The sequence below is a fragment of the Flavobacterium sp. ACN6 genome, assembly GCF_002304005.1.
GTDB lineage: Bacteria > Bacteroidota > Bacteroidia > Flavobacteriales > Flavobacteriaceae > Flavobacterium.
Genome location: NZ_MRCQ01000003.1, coordinates 246929 through 265444 on the forward strand (window position 1 = coordinate 246929; position 18516 = coordinate 265444).

The window sequence follows — 18516 nt, forward strand, 5'->3', positions numbered from 1 at the left end:
TTAGTCGTTTGAATATTTGAAACTTTTATTCATTTTATCAAAAGGAATCACTTTATTGACAATTGATTCCAATTCGACATCTGTCAACAATCCTCTTGCAGATTCTTTTATTTTTGGAGAAACATTTATTTCGTAATCGATAATTTCACGTTTTAAAATATCCTCCAAAATAGCAGTTTGATGAGTTGTCAAATACTTTTTATGCGATTTAAAAACTGATTCGAGATCACTTCTAAATTCTTCGTCACTGAGTTCGTTATAAACATCCTGCTGCGACATATCTATCAGTAAAACTTTAAAAATAAAATCCTGCAGGTTTTTTGCCAGATAATTGACTTCGTTCATATCATGCCAGACAAAAACGATTGGCACATCTCCATTATTTTCTTCATTGAGAAAAAAGCAATAATGATCGCCGCCGCCGCTTTTTGCAAACGGAATGAATTTATATTCGGAATTTATATTTCGATAATCGTCAGGATCTCTAAGTTCTTCGATTTCTTCGGCAACAGATTTTAAATTAAGAGATTCAAAATCATACGAATGCAAAAGCAAAGGCGGATTATCTTTTAGTGTAGGATAAACTTCAGCATACCAATTTGGGCCATATTCTCCAATATTAAGCATTCCATCACTATCTAATTGTTTGTACAAAAGCGGAAATTCGAATCCGTATTTTGTTTCAATTTCTTGTATTGTCATCTTTGGGGAAATTCGATTAAAATCAAATCACTAAGATAACAATCTTTTTACTACATGAAAAATCTAAAGCCCAATTATTTCAATGCCTCCGCAATCATTAAAGCACATTTTTCTCCATCAATTGCTGCAGAGATAATTCCACCGGCATAACCAGCACCTTCTCCACACGGATACAATCCTTTTATTTGCAAATGCTCGTAAGTAATAGGATCTCTCGGAATTCTAACTGGTGATGAAGTCCTACTCTCTGGCGCATGCAAAATTGCTTCGTTGGTTAAATAACCACGCATTGATTTTCCAAAATCCTGAAAACCCTGACGCATAATCTGAGTTAAAAATCCTGGAAAAACCTGTCCCATTTCTACCGAAGTCGTTCCTGGAACATATGATGTTTTCGGAATATCTGATGAAACTTTACTTTGCGTAAAATCAACCATTCTTTGTGCTGGAACTTTTTGAGTCTGCCCCGCTAAATGCCATGCTTTTTGTTCGATGCTTTTTTGAAATTCCATTCCTGCCAACGCCCCAAATTTTGCAAAAGGTTTAAAATCTTCCAATTTCAATTCCACCACTATTCCAGAATTTGCTGTCGATTGATCCCGTTTTGACGGTGACCAGCCATTTGTAACCACTTCACCCGGACTTGTCGCACAAGGCGCAATTACACCACCTGGACACATACAGAACGAGTACATTCCGCGGCCGTTTACTTGTTTTACAATAGAATATGGCGCTGGAGGCAAATGCTCACCACGATAATCACAACTGTATTGAATACTGTCGATTAGTTCTTGCGAATGTTCCGCACGAACGCCTAAAGCAAAAGGTTTTGCTTCTATAAAAATTTTCTTTTTGTCTAATAATTCAAAAATATCGCGCGCCGAATGTCCTGTTGCCAAGATCAATTTATTGGCATGAATTTTATCTCCATTTTGAGTTACAATTCCTTCAACTTCATTGTTTTTTACCAAAATATCGCTTACTCGGGTTTCAAACAAAACCTGACCGCCAAACTCAATAATTTTATCACGGATATCTTCAATAATTTTTGGCAGTTTATTGGTTCCAATATGCGGATGCGCTTCTACCAAAATATCTTCGGAAGCTCCAAAAGCGACTAAAAGTTCTAAAATTCGGGTTACGTCACCACGTTTTTTAGATCTCGTATATAATTTACCATCTGAATATGTTCCTGCTCCACCTTCACCAAAACAATAATTCGAATCTTCGTTTACAATATGCTCACGGTTTATTGCTTTTAAATCACGACGGCGCCCGCGAACGTCTTTTCCACGTTCGAGTACAATCGGCTTTAAGCCTAATTCAACTAATTGCAATGCAGCAAAAAGTCCGGCCGGTCCTGCACCAACAACAATAACTTCTTGTGCTTTTGAAACGTCTTTATATTTTGGAAGTTCGATTTTAGTTTCCTGAAAAGGTTCACTTTTTAAATAAATAAGAACTTTTAAATTGATTTTAATTGCCTTTTGACGTGCATCAATAGATCGTTTTAAAACAGAAACATGTTGAATTTCCTGCGGAGAAACCTTTATTTGTTTAGACAAATGGTCTTTCAGCAATGATTCGTTTGCAGCAATTTCTGGCGATACTTGAAGTAAAAGTTCTTTAGGCATTTTTTCTTTTTTATTCTATTAGCTTTTCTTTCTATGAAAAGAAGATGCAAAAGTACTATTTTGAAATGAGATTTTATATTTACTGTAATTTTTCACGCAGATTTTGGAGGTTTTAGAGATTTTCAGCACAAAGCATATAGTAGAGACGCACCGAAGTACGTCTACACAATGATTATCTAAAAATACGTTACACGCACAGCAGTGCGTCTCTACAGAAAAAAACTCTAAACCCTAGAAACTTTTTTTCAAACTAACCTTTGTACCTTTGTCACTATCAACCTTTGCACCTTTAAAAAAAATGTCTAGAAAAATAAAATTAATTTGGGATTTCCGCGGTCCTGCTGCTGCAAAAACAGCCGAACACCACGAAATTCATTTAAAAGAATATATCGCAATTGAGAAGTTACCTTTAAATATTACAGGTTTTTCTATTGTAAATGATATGCATGCAACCGCTTTTATGGTGGTTACAGATGAAAATATGATTCAGGTTAGAGATGCTTTGAAACCGCATCGTGGGGAAGTTTACACGGAATAAAATTCCAAATTTTTAAATTCCAGATTCCAAACTGCTGGAAAATTTCAATAAAAAAATTCTAAATTCCAAAACTTGGAAAATCTCAAATAAAAAATTCCAAATTCCAAACTATCGCTAGCACTTGGGATTTGGAATTTAAATATTAAGTATTCCAAAATTGGAATTTATTTCTTTTTAATTGGAATTTGGAATTTTTTTATTGGGATTTAACTTTAGTTAGCTACTTCACTAATAAATTTAATACGCATTAAACGTAATTCGTCAATATCATAATCGCCGTCAAATTCTTTAAGTGCGTCTTCGATTTTGTCTGATTCAGATTCCATGAAATAATCGTGAATTTCTTCCTGCTGATCATCATCCAGCATATCGTCAATCCAGTATTTGATATTTAATTTGGTGCCAGAATATACAATCTGCTCCATTTCTTTAATCAAAGAATCCATTGTTAAACCTTTTGCAGAAGCAATATCGTTTAATGAAAGTTTTCTATCAATATTCTGAATGATATATAATTTGTTAGCAGAATTTACTCCTGTAGATTTTACAACTAAGTCATCTGGGCGAATAATATCGTTATCTTCAACATATCGGCTGATTAAGGCAACAAATTCGCTTCCGTATTTTTTTGCTTTTCCTTCTCCAACCCCATGAATATTATACAATTCGGTTAACGAAATTGGATATTTCAAAGCCATATCTTCAAGTGATGGATCCTGAAAAACAACGAATGGAGGAACTCCTAATTTCTTAGCCACTTTTTTACGAAGTTCACGGAGCATTCCCATTAAAACTTCATCGGCTGTACCAGTTGATTTTGAAGATGCTACTATTGCTTCGTCGTCGGCTTCACTATATTCGTGATCTTCAGACATCATAAAAGAAACTGGTTTTGTAATAAAATCTAAACCAGCTTGGGTAATTTTAATAATCCCGTACGTTTCAATGTCTTTAGACAAATAACCAGAAACCAGAACTTGTCTCAATAATGCCATCCAATATTTTTCGTCGTAGTCTGAGCCAGAGCCAAAATAAGGCTGCGCATCTGTTTTATGAGCTTTAATAACAGCATTAATACGTCCGATTAAAGTAAAGACAATTTCTTTTGACTTGTAAATATGTTTCGTATCGCGAACAATTTCAAGTAATTTAACGACTTGATCTTGGGCTTCGATTTTGTTTTTAGGATTACGAACGTTGTCATCCATATCTGCACCTTCGCCAGTTTCGCTGTCAAACTCTTCGCCAAAATAATGAAGAAGGAATTTTCTACGAGACATTGACGTTTCGGCGTAAGCCACAACTTCCTGTAAAAGTGCGAAACCAATTTCTTGTTCGGCAACGGGTTTTCCAGACATAAATTTCTCCAGCTTTTCTACATCTTTATAGGAGTAATATGCTAAACAATGTCCTTCTCCTCCATCACGTCCTGCACGACCCGTTTCCTGATAATAACTTTCTAACGATTTTGGAATATCATGGTGAATTACAAATCGAACGTCCGGTTTATCAATTCCCATCCCGAAAGCAATAGTTGCCACAACGACATCTACATCTTCCATCAAGAACATATCCTGATGTTTGGCGCGGGTTTTAGCATCTAAACCAGCGTGATAAGGAACCGCGCTGATTCCGTTCACTTGTAAAACTTCGGCAATAGATTCTACTTTTTTACGGCTTAAGCAGTAAATAATTCCAGATTTGCCTTTATGTTGTTTGATAAATCGAATAATATCCGACTCAATATTTTTAGTTTTGGTTCGAACTTCATAATATAAGTTCGGTCTATTGAATGATGCTTTAAAAGTATTTGCATCAGACATATCAAGGTTTTTCAGAATATCTTCCTGAACTTTTGGAGTTGCAGTTGCGGTAAGTCCAATAATTGGCACTTGACCCAATTGCTTAATAATATGCCGCAGATTTCTATATTCAGGTCTAAAGTCATGTCCCCATTCTGAGATACAATGCGCTTCATCAATAGCTACAAAAGAAATTGGCACGCTTTGTAGAAAAGCGACATATTCTTCTTTGGTTAAAGATTCTGGGGCGACGTACAAAAGTTTGGTTAATCCCGAGGTGATGTCTTTTTTAACCTGAGCAATTTCTGTTTTGGTAAGAGAGGAATTTAAAACATGTGCTATTCCATTTTCTGACGAAAGACTTCGAATTGCATCGACTTGATTTTTCATCAAAGCAATCAAGGGAGAAACAACGATTGCTGTTCCTTCCTGAATTAAAGCGGGTAATTGATAACAAAGAGACTTTCCACCGCCCGTAGGCATAATTACAAAAGTATTTGTCTGACCTAAAATACTTGTAATGACTTGCTCCTGCAAGCCTTTAAATTGGCTAAAGCCGAAATACTTCTTTAATTCTTTATGTATTTCAATTTCGTTTGAATTCATTCTCTATATTAACTGTATTTTGTATAAATTTGCAACACATAAAGATACAACTTTCTTTTATACATACAAATTTTAAATATTCTGATTTGATCACAAAAGAAAATATATTGGCAATTGCCAAAAAAACAATACTATCTGAAAGTGAAGCAATTACAAAATTAATTGATTTTCTGGACGAAAATTTCTACGAAGCGGTCCAGCGTATTTATGAAACCAAAGGTCGTCTAATCGTTACAGGCATCGGAAAAAGCGCGATTATTGCTCAAAAAATGGTTGCCACTTTTAACTCTACAGGAACTCCATCTATGTTTTTACACGCCGCTGAAGCAATTCACGGTGATTTAGGAATGATACAAAATGAAGATGTTATTATCTGCATTTCTAAAAGCGGCAACAGCCCTGAAATTAAAGTTTTGGTTCCTTTATTAAAAAGATTCGGAAATACATTAATCGCTATTACAGGAAATGTAACTTCGTTTTTAGCAAAAGGATCCGATTATATTTTAAATACTACAGTTAATGTAGAAGCTTGCCCAATTAACTTAGCGCCAACAAACAGCACAACAGCACAACTCGTTATGGGCGATGCTCTGGCAGTTTGTTTAATGGAAATGCGTGATTTTAAACCAGAAGATTTTGCTATTTATCACCCAGGCGGTGCTTTAGGAAAAAAACTTTTGCTTCGTGTGAAAGACATGATAGAACATTCGTTAAAGCCAGCGGTTACACCAGAAACTTCGATAAAAAAAGCTATTTTCGAAATATCTGAAAAAAGATTAGGCGTAACGGCAGTAATCGAAAACAATAAAATTATCGGAATTATTACAGATGGAGACATCCGACGAATGCTAAATGACGTAGATACTATTGCAGACTTAACTGCAAGGGATATTATGTCTAAGAATCCTAAAGTAGTTTCGTCAGAGACTATGGCAGTTGACGCATTAAATATATTAGAAGATTTCTCTATTACGCAATTAATTGTTGCTGATAACGGAGAATACAAAGGAGTTTTACATTTACATGACATTTTAAAAGAAGGAATCGTATAATGGCAAAGAAAAATCTTGGCGAGATGTCATTTTTGGATCATCTTGAAGAACTTAGATGGTTATTAGTTAGAAGCACAATTGCAATATGTATTATGGCATTTGTCACTTATTTTGTTAGTGATTATTTATTTGATCAAATTATATTAGGACCAATCAGGCCGACATTCTTTACTTATGTTTGGTTTTGTGACCTATCACATCAACTTAATTTTGCTGAAAGCATTTGTATTACGGAGCTAAATTTTATTATTCAGAATACCGAAATGGAAGGTCAGGTTAATATTTTCGTATGGATGTGCCTTCTAGCAGGTTTCATCTTAAGTTTCCCTTATATTTTATGGGAAATCTGGAAATTTATCAGCCCGGCTCTTTATGAGAAAGAAAGAAAAAATGCTAAATTATTTATTTTTGTTTCTTCTTTACTTTTCTTTTTAGGAGTTCTATTTGGATATTTTGTAGTAATTCCGATGTCGGTAAATTTCGTTGCAACTTTCTCTGTGAGTGATGTTGTAAAAAATCAATTTACACTTGAATCTTATATGGGAATGGTAAAAACAAGTATTCTTGGAAGTGCCATCTTTTTTGAATTACCAATTGCTATTTATTTCTTAACCAAATTAGGATTAGTAACTCCTGTTTTTTTAAGAAAGTATTGGAAATACGCTGTAGTACTTATTTTAATTATTGCTGCGATTGTAACACCTCCAGATGTGGTAAGTCAAACCATTGTAGCCATTCCGATGTTAATTATTTACGAAGTTAGTATCCTGATTTCGAAAGTTGTTTATAGAAATAAATTAAAAGAAAATGTCTGATATCATTCAAGAATTTAACGACTATCGTTCTAAAATGAACGAAAAACTGCTTGCTGACAATAACAAAATTGTAAAGCGAATTTTTAATCTTGACACCAACGCTTATGCGCCTGGAGCTCTTGACGTAAAAACAAAAGAACTTTTAGGCTTGGTTGCGTCAACTGTTTTAAGATGTGATGACTGTGTAAAATACCATTTAGAAACAAGTTATAAAGAAGGCGTTTCTAAAGAAGAAATGATGGAAGCAATGGGAATTGCAACTCTTGTTGGAGGAACAATCGTTATTCCGCATTTAAGAAGAGCTTACGAATTTTGGGAAGCTTTGGAAGAAGCTGAAACTAAATAATTGTTAAAGGTTTATTTGTTGAATCGTTTATTCGTTAATTTGTGCCGAATAAACGATTTGAATGTTTAAACGATTAAACTTGAAAAATGAAATTAAGAGCCGATAATTTAATCAAAACCTATAAAGGGCGAAGTGTTGTAAAAGGAATTTCTGTTGAAGTAAATCAAGGAGAAATTGTGGGGCTTTTGGGTCCGAATGGTGCGGGAAAAACAACGTCTTTTTACATGATTGTTGGATTGGTAAAACCAAATCAGGGAAATATTTACCTTGACGATTTGAATATTACCGATTATCCAATGTACAAACGTGCACAGCAAGGAATTGGTTATCTGGCACAAGAAGCTTCTGTTTTTAGAAAATTAAGTATTGAAGATAATATTCTAAGCGTTTTACAATTGACAAAACTTTCTAAAGAAGAGCAAGTTGCTAAAATGGAAAGTTTGATTGAAGAATTCAGTTTAGAACACATTCGTACCAACCGTGGAGATTTACTTTCTGGAGGTGAGCGTCGTCGTACTGAAATTGCGCGTGCCTTAGCAACTGATCCAAAATTTATTTTATTGGATGAGCCTTTTGCAGGAGTTGACCCGGTTGCAGTAGAAGATATTCAGAGAATTGTAGCCCAGCTAAAAAATAAAAACATCGGAATTCTAATTACCGATCACAACGTTCAAGAAACTTTGGCAATTACTGATAAAACCTATTTGATGTTTGAAGGAGGAATTCTAAAAGCCGGAGTTCCAGAAGAATTGGTAGAAGATGAAATGGTTCGCCGTGTTTATCTAGGACAAAACTTCGAGCTGCGTAAAAAGAAACTTGAGTTCTAAAAAAAGTATACAGTCTCAGCTTTCAGTCTCAGTAAGAACTGAAAACTGAGACTGCGACTAAAAACTATTCAACTGTAATAAACTGAAGCTGTTCAATATCTCCATTATAAATATTAACATCCACTCGATGTTTAATTCCCGGCAGAGAAGCTTTTTCTGTAAACTGCCAAAACAACCAGTCGTCTTCAATTTTTTCTCTGTAGAAATTATAATTGGCTATCCAAAAAAGATATTCGCTAAACTCTTCTTTTAGAAAATCAGAATAATAACGCTCCCCAGAATAAATTATCGGACGAACTTGATAATGTTTTTCAACTTTCGTCAGCCAACGCTTTAATCCTTTCTTTAAACTGTCTAGAGACTGATTTTTAGGTAATCTTTCTATATCCAAAACTGGAGGCAAATCTCCTGTTTGCAATTTTACGGTTTTGATAAAAAGATCCGCTTGCTCGATTGAGTTTTCGTTTGGGCGGTAATAATGATACGCACCGCGCATAATTTTATTCTCTTTTGCACCTTCCCAATTTTTTTTAAACTGACGATCAACGCGATCATTTCCTGCGGTTGCGCGAATAAAAACAAATTGAACTGGATATTTTTCGTCCAGAATTTCAACTTCTTCCCAATCGACTTTTCCTTGAAATTCAGAAACATCAATTCCAATTACTTTTCCTTTGTGATTTTCAAGAACTCGAATATTTCGCACATCAGAAAGGTGTTTATCTACCTCATCTTCGTCTAAGACTTTTTCCGATTTAAATCCTAAATAATATGCCAGTCCCTTACGATAATGGTAAATTACTCCAATGAACAAAAGAGAAAAAAAGATTAATAAAAGTGCTCGAAAAAGCTTGCTGAGAAAAGATCTTCCAGCAGGTTTCCTTGGATATGTTTTACGATAAGTCGTTTTCCTTGCCATTAAAATAGAACTACTTTTTCAAAAACAAGTTATTGATAATTGACAATAAAACGTAGAAAATAATAATTAACGGAATTGCAATGTACTGAAGCAAAACAACCATTAATACGGAGATTACTAAAAACATAATTTGAAGTGCATTTTCTTTTAAGCTGAATTTTTTAATTTTTAAAGAAAATAACGGAATCTCGGCATTCATAATATATGCACTGCATAATGTCATTAATAATAAAACCCAATGATTGGTTAAAATCTCAAGCATCATTAGAGAATTTGAAAATTCTACAACTAAAGGAAGACTTAAAACAAACAATGCATTTGCGGGTGTTGGCAAGCCAATAAATGAATCTGTCTGACGTGTATCAATATTAAAATTGGCCAATCTATAGCAAGCACCCAAAGTAATAATAAATCCTAAAAACGGAATATATACTAATCCAATTAGATCTTGAGGATTAGCACTTTTTAAAAACATACTATACATCACATATCCTGGAGCTACGCCGCTGGTTACCATATCTGCTAAAGAATCTAACTGTAATCCAAGCGGACTAGAAACTTTAAATAATCTAGCGAAAAAACCATCAAAGAAATCAAAAAAGATTCCTAAGCAAACCATATAAAAAGCCATTAAATAATCTCCTTGAGAGACAAAAACAATTGCGATACAACCGCAGAAAAGATTTATTAATGTAATTAAATTTGGAATGTGTTTTTTGATATTCATAGTTTGAAATTTTGATTACGGCAGAGAACAAATTTAGCATAATAACTCGATGCAAAACGAGTTTTTCTAATAGTTTTTTATTTCTAAGTTCGACTTTCAGAATATTTAAAGAAACGAACTTAATAGCTGAGTAAAATATTATATTTTTGATAAAAATTAAAACAGAGGTAAGTCTGTAAAAAAAGAACTTTTGAAAAAACTTTTTGCATTTATATTATTTTGGAGTTTTACTTCGCAATATGCTCAAACTGTTCGAAAATATTCGAATGAGTTTATGAATATTGGAGTGGATGCTGCAGCATTGGGAATGTCTAGTACGGTAACTGCTTCTACAAATGATGTTAATTCAGTTTATTGGAATCCAGCGGGTTTAACCCATCTTGAAGATCATCAGATTGCTTTGATGCACGCCAGCTACTTTGCTAATATTGCCCAATATGATTACATAGGCTACGCAAGTCCAATTGATGATAGAAGTGCATGGGGAATTTCGATGATTCGTTTTGGCGTAGATGACATTATGGACACTACACAATTAATCGACAATCAAGGAAATATCGACTACAATAGAATCAGCTTATTTTCTACTGCAGATTACGGCTTTACTTTTTCTTATGCCAGAAAACTGCCTGTTGATGGATTTCAATATGGTGTAAATGCCAAAGTAATTCGAAGAGTAATTGGAAAATTTGCCAATTCGTGGGGATTTGGATTTGACGTCGGACTTCAGTTTGAGAGAAATGACTGGAAATTTGGCTTAATGCTGCGCGACATTACAACAACTTATAATGTTTGGAATATTGACGAGGAAGAATATGAAAAAATCGCTAATGCCATTCCGGGAGAAAACAACACATTGCCAGAAAGCACCGAAATTACGCTGCCAAAAGCACAATTAGGAGTTTCAAAAAGATTTGATTTTCATAACGAATGCAGCTTGGTCACTTCTGCTAACTTAAATATGAGGTTTGAGCAGACTAATGATATTATTTCATCAAAAGCAGTAAGTATTGATCCTGCAATAGGATTTGAATTTGGTTATACCGATCTGGTCTTTGTGAGAGCTGGTGCAGGAAATTTCCAAAATGTAATGCAGTTGGATAATACTGAGAAAGTAAACTTTCAGCCCAATATTGGTTTAGGTTTTAGATATAAAGGCATTCAAATAGATTATGCTTTAACGGACTTAGGGAATCAAAGTACCGCATTATATTCTAACATTTTTTCGTTGAAAGTAGATTTAGGCATCTTTAGGTAATTATAAAACCAAAAAATCTTTTAAAAAATTAAATCATGAAAACTGTCATTTTCAAAAAAGCACTTTTTATTTTATTCTTCTTATCAAGTTTTATTGGTTTCAGCCAAAGTTTACCCTTATCAAAAGATGCAAAAATAAGCGTTTTAACCTGCGGACTTGGAAATGAAAGTTATTCTTTATTTGGACATACAGGAATTCGAGTTTCAGATCCGGGAAACAATTTTGATGTTGTTTATAATTATGGAACTTTTGATTTTAGAACACCCAATTTTGTAATGAAATTTGCAAAAGGAGATTTGCAATATTTTGCTACTGTACATTCTTTTGCTGATTTTTTTAATGAATATACTTATGAGAAAAGAAGTATTTTTGAACAAGAATTACTAATCTCACAAGATCAAAAACAACAGCTTTTTGATAGATTAAATGCTGTTTTAGCTTCTGATGAACGTTTTTATACTTATAAATTTATTGATAAAAACTGCACTTCGATGGTTGTTGATGTAATCAATAAATCATTAAAACAAAACGTAATCACTAAAAAAGAAGATACTGACAAAACGTATCGCTCAATACTTTTTCCTTATTTTGACGGGCATTTTTATGATCAATTGGGGACAAGTATTATTTTCGGAACAAAAGTTGACCAAATGGGAACTAGAATCTTTCTTCCATTCGAGTTAAAAAACAGTTTAGAAAAAACGACTTTTCAAAATCAGCCTTTGGCGGGCAAAAGCAAAACTTTACTAGAATTTAAAAAGGAAAATCCAAAATCGTGGTGGAATAATATTTACACTTATCTTTTTATCTTGATTTTTGTTATTGCAGCAAGAGATATAACAGTTGACAAAATCTATTTTTTGATTTTATCTCTAATAGGAATCTTTTTTATAATAATGGGATTTTATTCTTTTCACCAAGAACTGGCAATGAATTATAATGTTTTACTATTTAGTCCGCTTTTATTAGTGTTAGTTCTGTTTTCTATTTTCAAAAACAAAAAATGGACGTATCGATTTGCACTTATAAATTTTGTGCTTTTAGTAGTTTACTTTTTATTCTTGATTAATAAAGCACATTTCTTTATTACTTTACCACTAATTATTACAAGTGGTGTCGTTTTAGTTAGAACTGGAATTCGTAATAAAAAACCAATTCCGATTATAATTTAATTATTGCCCTCTATAGAATAAAACTGTTGTTATCGTTTTAAATGTAATACTCAAATCTAGAAAAACACTTCGATGTTTGATATAGTATAAATCGTATTGCAGTTTAATTAAACTTTCATCGATTGATTCTCCGTAAGAATAATTTACCTGAGCCCAGCCTGTAAGTCCCGGTTTAATAACATGTCGTGTTTCGTAGAAAGGCATAACGCTGGCAATTTCTTCAACAAAAAAAGGTCGCTCTGGTCTTGGCCCGATTACGGCCATATCGCCCTTTAAAACATTAATAAACTGAGGCAGTTCATCAATTCTTGATTTTCGCATAAATTTCCCAAAAGGAGTAACTCTTTTATCGTTGTGAACTGCAAAAACGGCTCCATCATTTTCAGAGTCTTCAGTCATTGTTCTAAACTTGTAAATTTTGAAAACAACTCCATTTTTACCAACTCTTTCTTGTGTATAAAAAAGACTTCCTTTATTGGCAAAGAAATTACACAGCGCAATTATCGGAATAAAAATTACGCAGAATAAGAGTCCTATGAAAGAAAAGAAAAATTCCATCATACGTATCAAGAGCAGATATAATCTATTATTATTACTTCGGCTAAAAGGGAAAAAACGATAGAAATCCCTGCCAATATAATGCACTGGAATTCGCTGCGTTTTACTTTCGTAAACCTGAGTATATTCTCGAATCACATTACCGCTTTCTAATAGATGAAGAAGCTGCTGATATAAATCGGCTGTAATACCATCTGTTTTCTGCGATGCTATTATAATTTCCGAAACATTGTTTTTAGTAACAAATAATTCTAAATTTTCCTTCTTTATTTCTTTTACATAATGAAAATCAGATTTTTCATTTGCAGTGGTATCAGAATTTACAAATCCAATAATTTTATAATGCGGATCAACATTTTCAAGTCCTAAAACCAGTTCTTCAACTTCATTTTGATCACAAATCAAAACTACATTTTGCGAGAAACGATATGATGCTAAAAAGTAAACATAAAAGAAACGCCATAAGAGTAATGAACTTAAAACAGTAAAATAAAATATTACGATTACCAACCGCTGTTTAGGAAGTTCCGGCGATAATATTGGTGTAAACAAATACACTGTCACAGCAGTAAGTGAAGTTAGAATTACACTTCGCAGAATTTGAAATTGATTACTTGCTGTTTGTAGATTGTACATTTCAAAAATAGCTCCAAAAATATACACATATCCTATCAGTAAAAAAGATTTTAAAAAACGGTATTCGTTTAGTATATAATAGTGATAATCAAAAAATAAGCTCAGTAAAAACAAGGCGGCAAATATAAATGCGGCGTCAAAAAGACAAAGCAGAACTTTTCTTTCTGAAATTTCGAAATGCATTTTTCTTTTTGAAGACATTTTTACAGTTTGTTAGGGGCTTAAACTAGAGGCAAATGTATTATAAAAAAAGAATTAGTCACTAGCCTTTTCTGTTTTTTCAGGAATTTTTACCTGAACCGAAAGAAGAGCCAAAGCATAAACAAAAGCTGGGGCAGCGATACGCATAGCAGCGTGATTTATTGTTAGCAGCCAAAATGTCAAAAATGAGAGCGCTAGAATGTTTCTGCGATCGTTTATGAATAAAAGTAAGGGAGTAAAAAACAAAATCAATAAACTAACTGCTCCAAGAGAGCCATGCTCTGCCAGCATTCTGGTAATTTCGTTATGAGTAGCCAAATCGATTCCCGTTTGCTCTTTTCTTAGTTCTTTATTTTTACCAACTCCTACTCCTAGAATTGGATTATCCAAAAACATTTCCCACTCCGTTTCAATAAGAATCTCTCTTCCGCTTAGTTGCGTACTCTTTTTTCTCCCAAGTGCATCTTCATTTGCATAACGTTTATTAATCATTCCATGAGTCTGTATAGAACTATATGCCCAAACTCCCATTCCGGCTAATAACGAAAGTAAAACAATTAATCCAATTTTAGGCTTAATATTAGAACTGGCCTGAAAATATAAAACTATTAGAAGCAGGAATATCATTCCAATTGACGTAATGACCCCTCCTCTCGAGAAAGTGACAATTCCTCTGAAGGCGAAAACCAAAACAAATCCAATATTAATTATTTGCATTAACATACTTTTGGAATTTAGAAGCAATTGTACAAAAAACACAAAAATCCCTAAACCTAATATGGTAGAAACTTGATTGGGACCAAAACCTCCAGATGTTTCAAAGTTAGATTGTGTTCCTGTAATTACATCCTTTACGCTTGGAGTATACAAGAAAAGATAAACGAGCATTGAGACTAAGGGTAAAGAAAATGATATAATAATTTCCTTTAACCGATGAAATGAAATTTTCCTCTGATAACAATATATAGAACAAATTCCTAAACAAACAGGTCCTGAAATATTAAAGGCAATTGCTTTTCTGATGTTGGTATCAAAATTTAATGAAAATGTAGATAAAACTACACTAGGAATAAGAAGCAACAAAAAAAACCAGTACACAAAAGCATTTTTAGAAAAACCAGAATAGATCATTCCAAGAAAAAAATAAATTGAAATCGAATATTTTCCAAATTCATTTAGGATCATCCCGTCAGTCATTCTCAAAAGCACCTCCATACTTACAACGTAGGCAGACAAAATGAGAGCTTCATTATTTCTGTTTTTGGTTTTAATAATATAATAAATGCCAAAAATGAATATTATTACAGTATATAATTTTGAAATAGATGGCAATATAAATATCAATAATCCTATTAAAGCATGAAATAGTATCTGATAGATATATGATAATTCTTCTTTTCTCATTTTAAGTTCTTTGCATCCAATTTAAATATTTTTCTATCACTGCTTTTTCAGAAAATTTTTCAGAAATAGTCTCAAATAATTTTTCTTCTAAAACTCTCCTAAGTACTGTATTCTCAATACATTCAACTATCGACTCGTAAAAAACTTCTGCATTTTTACTTGGAACAATAAAGCCATTTATTTTATGCTGAATTACAAACGGAATTTCTCCTACATCTGTTGCTATAACAGCCTTTCCTGAATTTCCATACTCTAATAAAGCAACTGGCAAACCTTCAGATATAGAAGTTAGAATAGCAATATCACTTTGCTTTAATATATTTGAAATGTCATCCCTTGAACCATAAAGGAAAACATTATTTTTCAACTTACTTTCTTCTATATTTTGTTTAATTTCTTTAGAATAATTGTCTTCAAAATCTTTTCCAACCAAATGAAAACTCCAATCGGTATGTGATTTTTTTAACTTTTTAGCTATTTCTAGTAACAAAAAATGATTTTTTTGAAATCTTAAATTTGCCAAAGATACAATACGCTTACCATCAACTCCTTTTAAAATTGTATTTGTTTCGGTCACTATTTCTTTAGCAGGAAAGTTTGGAAAATATATTACGTTTTTTGCTTTTAATTCTAGTTCTGACCAATTTTTTAGATTTTGATTTACTGCAATAACTCCATTAAAGAAGAAAGCTGTAAGCTTTAATACAAAATGAGGTCTTGATTCCAAAAATTCATTATTGCCGTAATGATCATGTCTAATGATTTTTAACGAAGGCAAAGTTAACTTTAAAAGAAACACAAGAAAAAAAGAAGTACTATGAGCATGAATATGAGTAACCTTGTTTTTTAAGACATACGATCGTAAATTAAAAAGAGCTTTAATGTCTAACTGCTGTTTTTTATCTAAAAATAAATACGACACAGCGGGACTTATTTGATGAAGTAATGAACCTTCTTTGCGCGTGGCAATAAGCCCGGAAAATTCAATTTCATGAGCTAATGCATTTGCATAATTGACCGCCATACGCTCTGCACCGCCAGCCTCAAGTGAATCGATTACCTGAAGAATTCTCATTGGTTAACTATCCAATTTTTAATATCAATGTATGTCCATTTTAAAGGCCCCCAAATGTTCATTTTCTTTGAATTGCTGTTTAAACGATTACCGTCATAAACATAATAGTATTTGTTTTTACCTATCTTTTGAATATCCAGCTGATGCATTCCTGCATTGAATTCTTTAATTTCTTTGTTCCCTTTTAGAAAAAGAGGAGCCACTCTTTTGGTGGTGTAAGAGCCATCTTTAAAAGAAAAACGGTATAAAGACAAACCGTATCCATAGCCGTTGCTACAATTTTGCACCGGTAAAATTAATCCCTTTTCATCTGCAAAAAAGCGTCCGCCTGCTCTTGCTTCTGTTCCCCTTAAAGCAATTGGCTTTTTATGCAATTTCCATTTCCCAAAAAGAGAATCTGCTTGATAAACGTACATATTTAATTTGTCATCAGATGCTACCAGTATATTTAACGAATCGGACAAATAAATTGAAGGATCTTTTAATCGAACATCTTTTAATAATGTATCGCAGATTTTCCAATCAAAAGGAAAATGCGCCGCTTTATACAACAAAACCCCATTTGCCTGCTTACTTTCTGGAATCATATAAAAATTATTTTTATATTTAAAAACCTGTGGATAAGACAAATGAAATTTTTGAGACAAAACCGTTCCTTTATACTGGTATTTTTTTCCGTCAAAGGAAGTCAGTAAACCAATATCACCATTTTCTTTTGTTTTCTTATGTTCAAAAAACAGGTAAAAAGTGTCCTTTTCTTTTAAAAAGAAAGGATCTGCTAAAAACATAGTGCTGTCGTTTTCTTTTTTCAAATTCTCTATAGAATAAATTGGATTTTCTTTTGCATTGATACTATTGGGATATGTTTCAGACTCGCCATATCCAACGGACCAGCCACCTCCTTCTGGCTGAAAAAAGGGTGTTCTATAATTGATTATTAGTATAGTTAAAATTCCAAAAGACACAACTAGGACTACATATTTTTTCATTTACATCATTTTTTTTATTTCAGATTCAAAAGTATCAAAGGTATAATTCCTAGACCATTCTGACGCTTTTTTTCTTTTAGCATTAAAACTGTCTGGATCATTTATTATGCTTTCCAATTGTTTTGTGTCATTGTCCAATCCTTTATTTAGAAGAATTCCTCTTTTTCCATAATCAAGCATAAAAGGTATACAAGATATAGCAGTTGCAATTGGAATACATCCCCAGAACATTCCCTCGGCTAATGCTTTAGGCCAGCCTTCGCTTTTAGAAGCTAAAATTACAAAATGACTATTCTGATAAGCTTCAGTAATGATTTTTTGATTTTGATTCCCTTTTAATGCTATAAATCTTTCTAATCCAGCTAATGCAATATAATTTTCCAAAGTTTTACGCTCTCTGCCTTCTCCATACAAATTTAAAGATACTTGGTATCCTCTTTTATGAAGATTTTCGACTAATTGAATTGCATACAACGGGTTCTTTCCTGATGATAAAGTGCCAACAAAAATAAAATTATTTATACCATTTAAATCCAACTCTTTTAAAAGAAATTTTTCCTTTTCGAAATAAGATGCGGTAAAAAAAGGTTTAACATTACTACTTGCTTTTTCCCATTCTCCGTAAACTAAAACTTTCATGTTACGGGTTAGAAAAGTATTGTTAAGAATCCATTTTTGAAGACGATATGAAAGTGGCTGTTTGCTTTTAGGATCCCAATTACCAGCATATTTAGCTGTTTTTCTTTTATTTGGAAAAAGTATCTGAACGAAGCACCCTATTAAGCCCACATTTCCTGGACAGCGCAAATGAATGTGATCTGCTTTTTTCATTGCACAGTAAATTGTCCAAAAAATTATTGGCAGTTTATAAACTAAAGCTGCTACATTATAGAAATTTGTACTATTAAAAGAAGGAATTTCTTTAAACAACATTTTCTTATGCGAATAAGCAATATCTATTGTAGTTGGAATTCCTTTTTGTAAGGGCGCAACAATAATTGCTTGATCAACATATTTTAACCAAACATTCATTTCACGCACATATGGCGCATAACCAAAAAATTCATTGGCTTGCTCAATGTGAATAACATGCGTTATAATTATAAATTTCATTTATAAATTTTAGTCAACTTTCTATAATATTATTTGGGTGCCGACTGATTTTCAAATTATCTTTTTCCTTAAAAACTTCAATTACATTTAAATTCTAGATTCTGCATTAACTGGAAGACTGCTTTTTAATTTACTAAAATTC

General features: G+C 32.8%; 17 protein-coding genes. 7 read left to right on the forward strand and 10 right to left on the reverse strand.

The genetic code is table 11. The features are described 5' to 3' along the window. Together BSF42_RS06445 and BSF42_RS06450 are read right to left on the reverse strand one after the other, a co-directional pair. On the reverse strand, positions 1–702 hold the full coding sequence (locus BSF42_RS06445; RefSeq protein ID WP_095952280.1) for an SMI1/KNR4 family protein: 702 nt from the start codon (positions 700–702) through the stop codon (positions 1–3). Between the two features lie 74 nt (positions 703–776). After that, the gene (locus BSF42_RS06450) at positions 777–2336 is read right to left on the reverse strand and encodes an NAD(P)/FAD-dependent oxidoreductase (protein WP_095952281.1); all 1560 of its coding nucleotides are present in this window, start codon (positions 2334–2336) and stop codon (positions 777–779) included. Positions 2337–2634: 298 nt separating this feature from the next. Here BSF42_RS06450 and BSF42_RS06455 point away from each other — a divergent pair, with 298 nt between their 5' ends. Continuing rightward, positions 2635–2874, forward strand: a complete 240-nt coding sequence (locus BSF42_RS06455; protein ID WP_095952282.1) for a hypothetical protein — start codon at positions 2635–2637, stop codon at positions 2872–2874. A gap of 212 nt (positions 2875–3086) precedes the next feature. Here BSF42_RS06455 and recQ read toward each other — a convergent pair whose 3' ends face one another. Next, on the reverse strand, positions 3087–5282 hold the full coding sequence (gene recQ / locus BSF42_RS06460) for a DNA helicase RecQ (protein ID WP_095952283.1): 2196 nt from the start codon (positions 5280–5282) through the stop codon (positions 3087–3089). Positions 5283–5368: 86 nt separating this feature from the next. Here recQ and BSF42_RS06465 point away from each other — a divergent pair, with 86 nt between their 5' ends. From BSF42_RS06465 to lptB, 4 genes are all read left to right on the forward strand, one after another. Next, complete coding sequence (locus BSF42_RS06465) at positions 5369–6334, forward strand: SIS domain-containing protein (RefSeq protein ID WP_172426647.1); 966 nt, start codon at positions 5369–5371, stop codon at positions 6332–6334. Further along, positions 6334–7149: a twin-arginine translocase subunit TatC gene (gene tatC / locus BSF42_RS06470; RefSeq protein WP_095952284.1), complete on the forward strand. Its 816-nt coding sequence runs from the start codon at positions 6334–6336 to the stop codon at positions 7147–7149. The genes BSF42_RS06465 and tatC overlap by 1 nt, the downstream gene beginning before the upstream one ends. Beyond that, positions 7142–7495 carry a carboxymuconolactone decarboxylase family protein gene (locus tag BSF42_RS06475; RefSeq protein ID WP_095952285.1) on the forward strand — a complete coding sequence of 118 codons (354 nt, stop codon included), beginning with the start codon at positions 7142–7144 and terminating at the stop codon, positions 7493–7495. Before tatC ends, BSF42_RS06475 begins: the two co-directional genes overlap by 8 nt. An 86-nt stretch (positions 7496–7581) precedes the next feature. Then, positions 7582–8322 (forward strand): LPS export ABC transporter ATP-binding protein, encoded by a 741-nt coding sequence (gene lptB, locus BSF42_RS06480; protein ID WP_095952286.1) that lies wholly within the window; start codon positions 7582–7584, stop codon positions 8320–8322. 64 nt (positions 8323–8386) lie between these two features. On the opposite strand, the gene BSF42_RS06485 is transcribed toward lptB, so the two are convergent. Further along, the gene (locus BSF42_RS06485) at positions 8387–9241 is read right to left on the reverse strand and encodes a glycoside hydrolase family 25 protein (protein ID WP_095952287.1); all 855 of its coding nucleotides are present in this window, start codon (positions 9239–9241) and stop codon (positions 8387–8389) included. A 10-nt stretch (positions 9242–9251) separates the two neighbouring features. Then, positions 9252–9968: a phosphatidylcholine/phosphatidylserine synthase gene (locus BSF42_RS06490; RefSeq protein WP_095952288.1), complete on the reverse strand. Its 717-nt coding sequence runs from the start codon at positions 9966–9968 to the stop codon at positions 9252–9254. A 190-nt stretch (positions 9969–10158) separates the two neighbouring features. Here BSF42_RS06490 and BSF42_RS06495 point away from each other — a divergent pair, with 190 nt between their 5' ends. Next, the gene (locus BSF42_RS06495; protein ID WP_256385352.1) at positions 10159–11226 is read left to right on the forward strand and encodes a PorV/PorQ family protein; all 1068 of its coding nucleotides are present in this window, start codon (positions 10159–10161) and stop codon (positions 11224–11226) included. Between the two features lie 35 nt (positions 11227–11261). Next, positions 11262–12398, forward strand: a complete 1137-nt coding sequence (locus tag BSF42_RS06500; protein WP_095952289.1) for a DUF4105 domain-containing protein — start codon at positions 11262–11264, stop codon at positions 12396–12398. Here the strand turns inward: BSF42_RS06500 and BSF42_RS06505 are convergent, their stop codons facing one another. Genes BSF42_RS06505 through BSF42_RS06525 form a run of 5 tightly spaced genes read right to left on the reverse strand, consistent with a single transcriptional unit; the run spans position 12399 to position 18374 of the window. Further along, a complete protein-coding gene (locus BSF42_RS06505) occupies positions 12399–13793 on the reverse strand; it encodes a sugar transferase (protein ID WP_095952290.1) in 1395 nt (464 codons plus the stop codon). 54 nt (positions 13794–13847) lie between these two features. Continuing rightward, positions 13848–15197, reverse strand: a complete 1350-nt coding sequence (locus tag BSF42_RS06510) for an O-antigen ligase (protein ID WP_095952291.1) — start codon at positions 15195–15197, stop codon at positions 13848–13850. Position 15198: 1 nt separating this feature from the next. Continuing rightward, a complete protein-coding gene (locus BSF42_RS06515) occupies positions 15199–16272 on the reverse strand; it encodes a glycosyltransferase (RefSeq protein ID WP_095952292.1) in 1074 nt (357 codons plus the stop codon). Continuing rightward, positions 16269–17261: a hypothetical protein gene (locus BSF42_RS06520; protein WP_095952293.1), complete on the reverse strand. Its 993-nt coding sequence runs from the start codon at positions 17259–17261 to the stop codon at positions 16269–16271. Before BSF42_RS06520 ends, BSF42_RS06515 begins: the two co-directional genes overlap by 4 nt. After that, entirely contained in the window at positions 17262–18374 is a 1113-nt protein-coding gene (locus tag BSF42_RS06525) for a glycosyltransferase (protein ID WP_095952294.1), read from the reverse strand. Positions 18375–18516 lie beyond the last annotated feature (142 nt).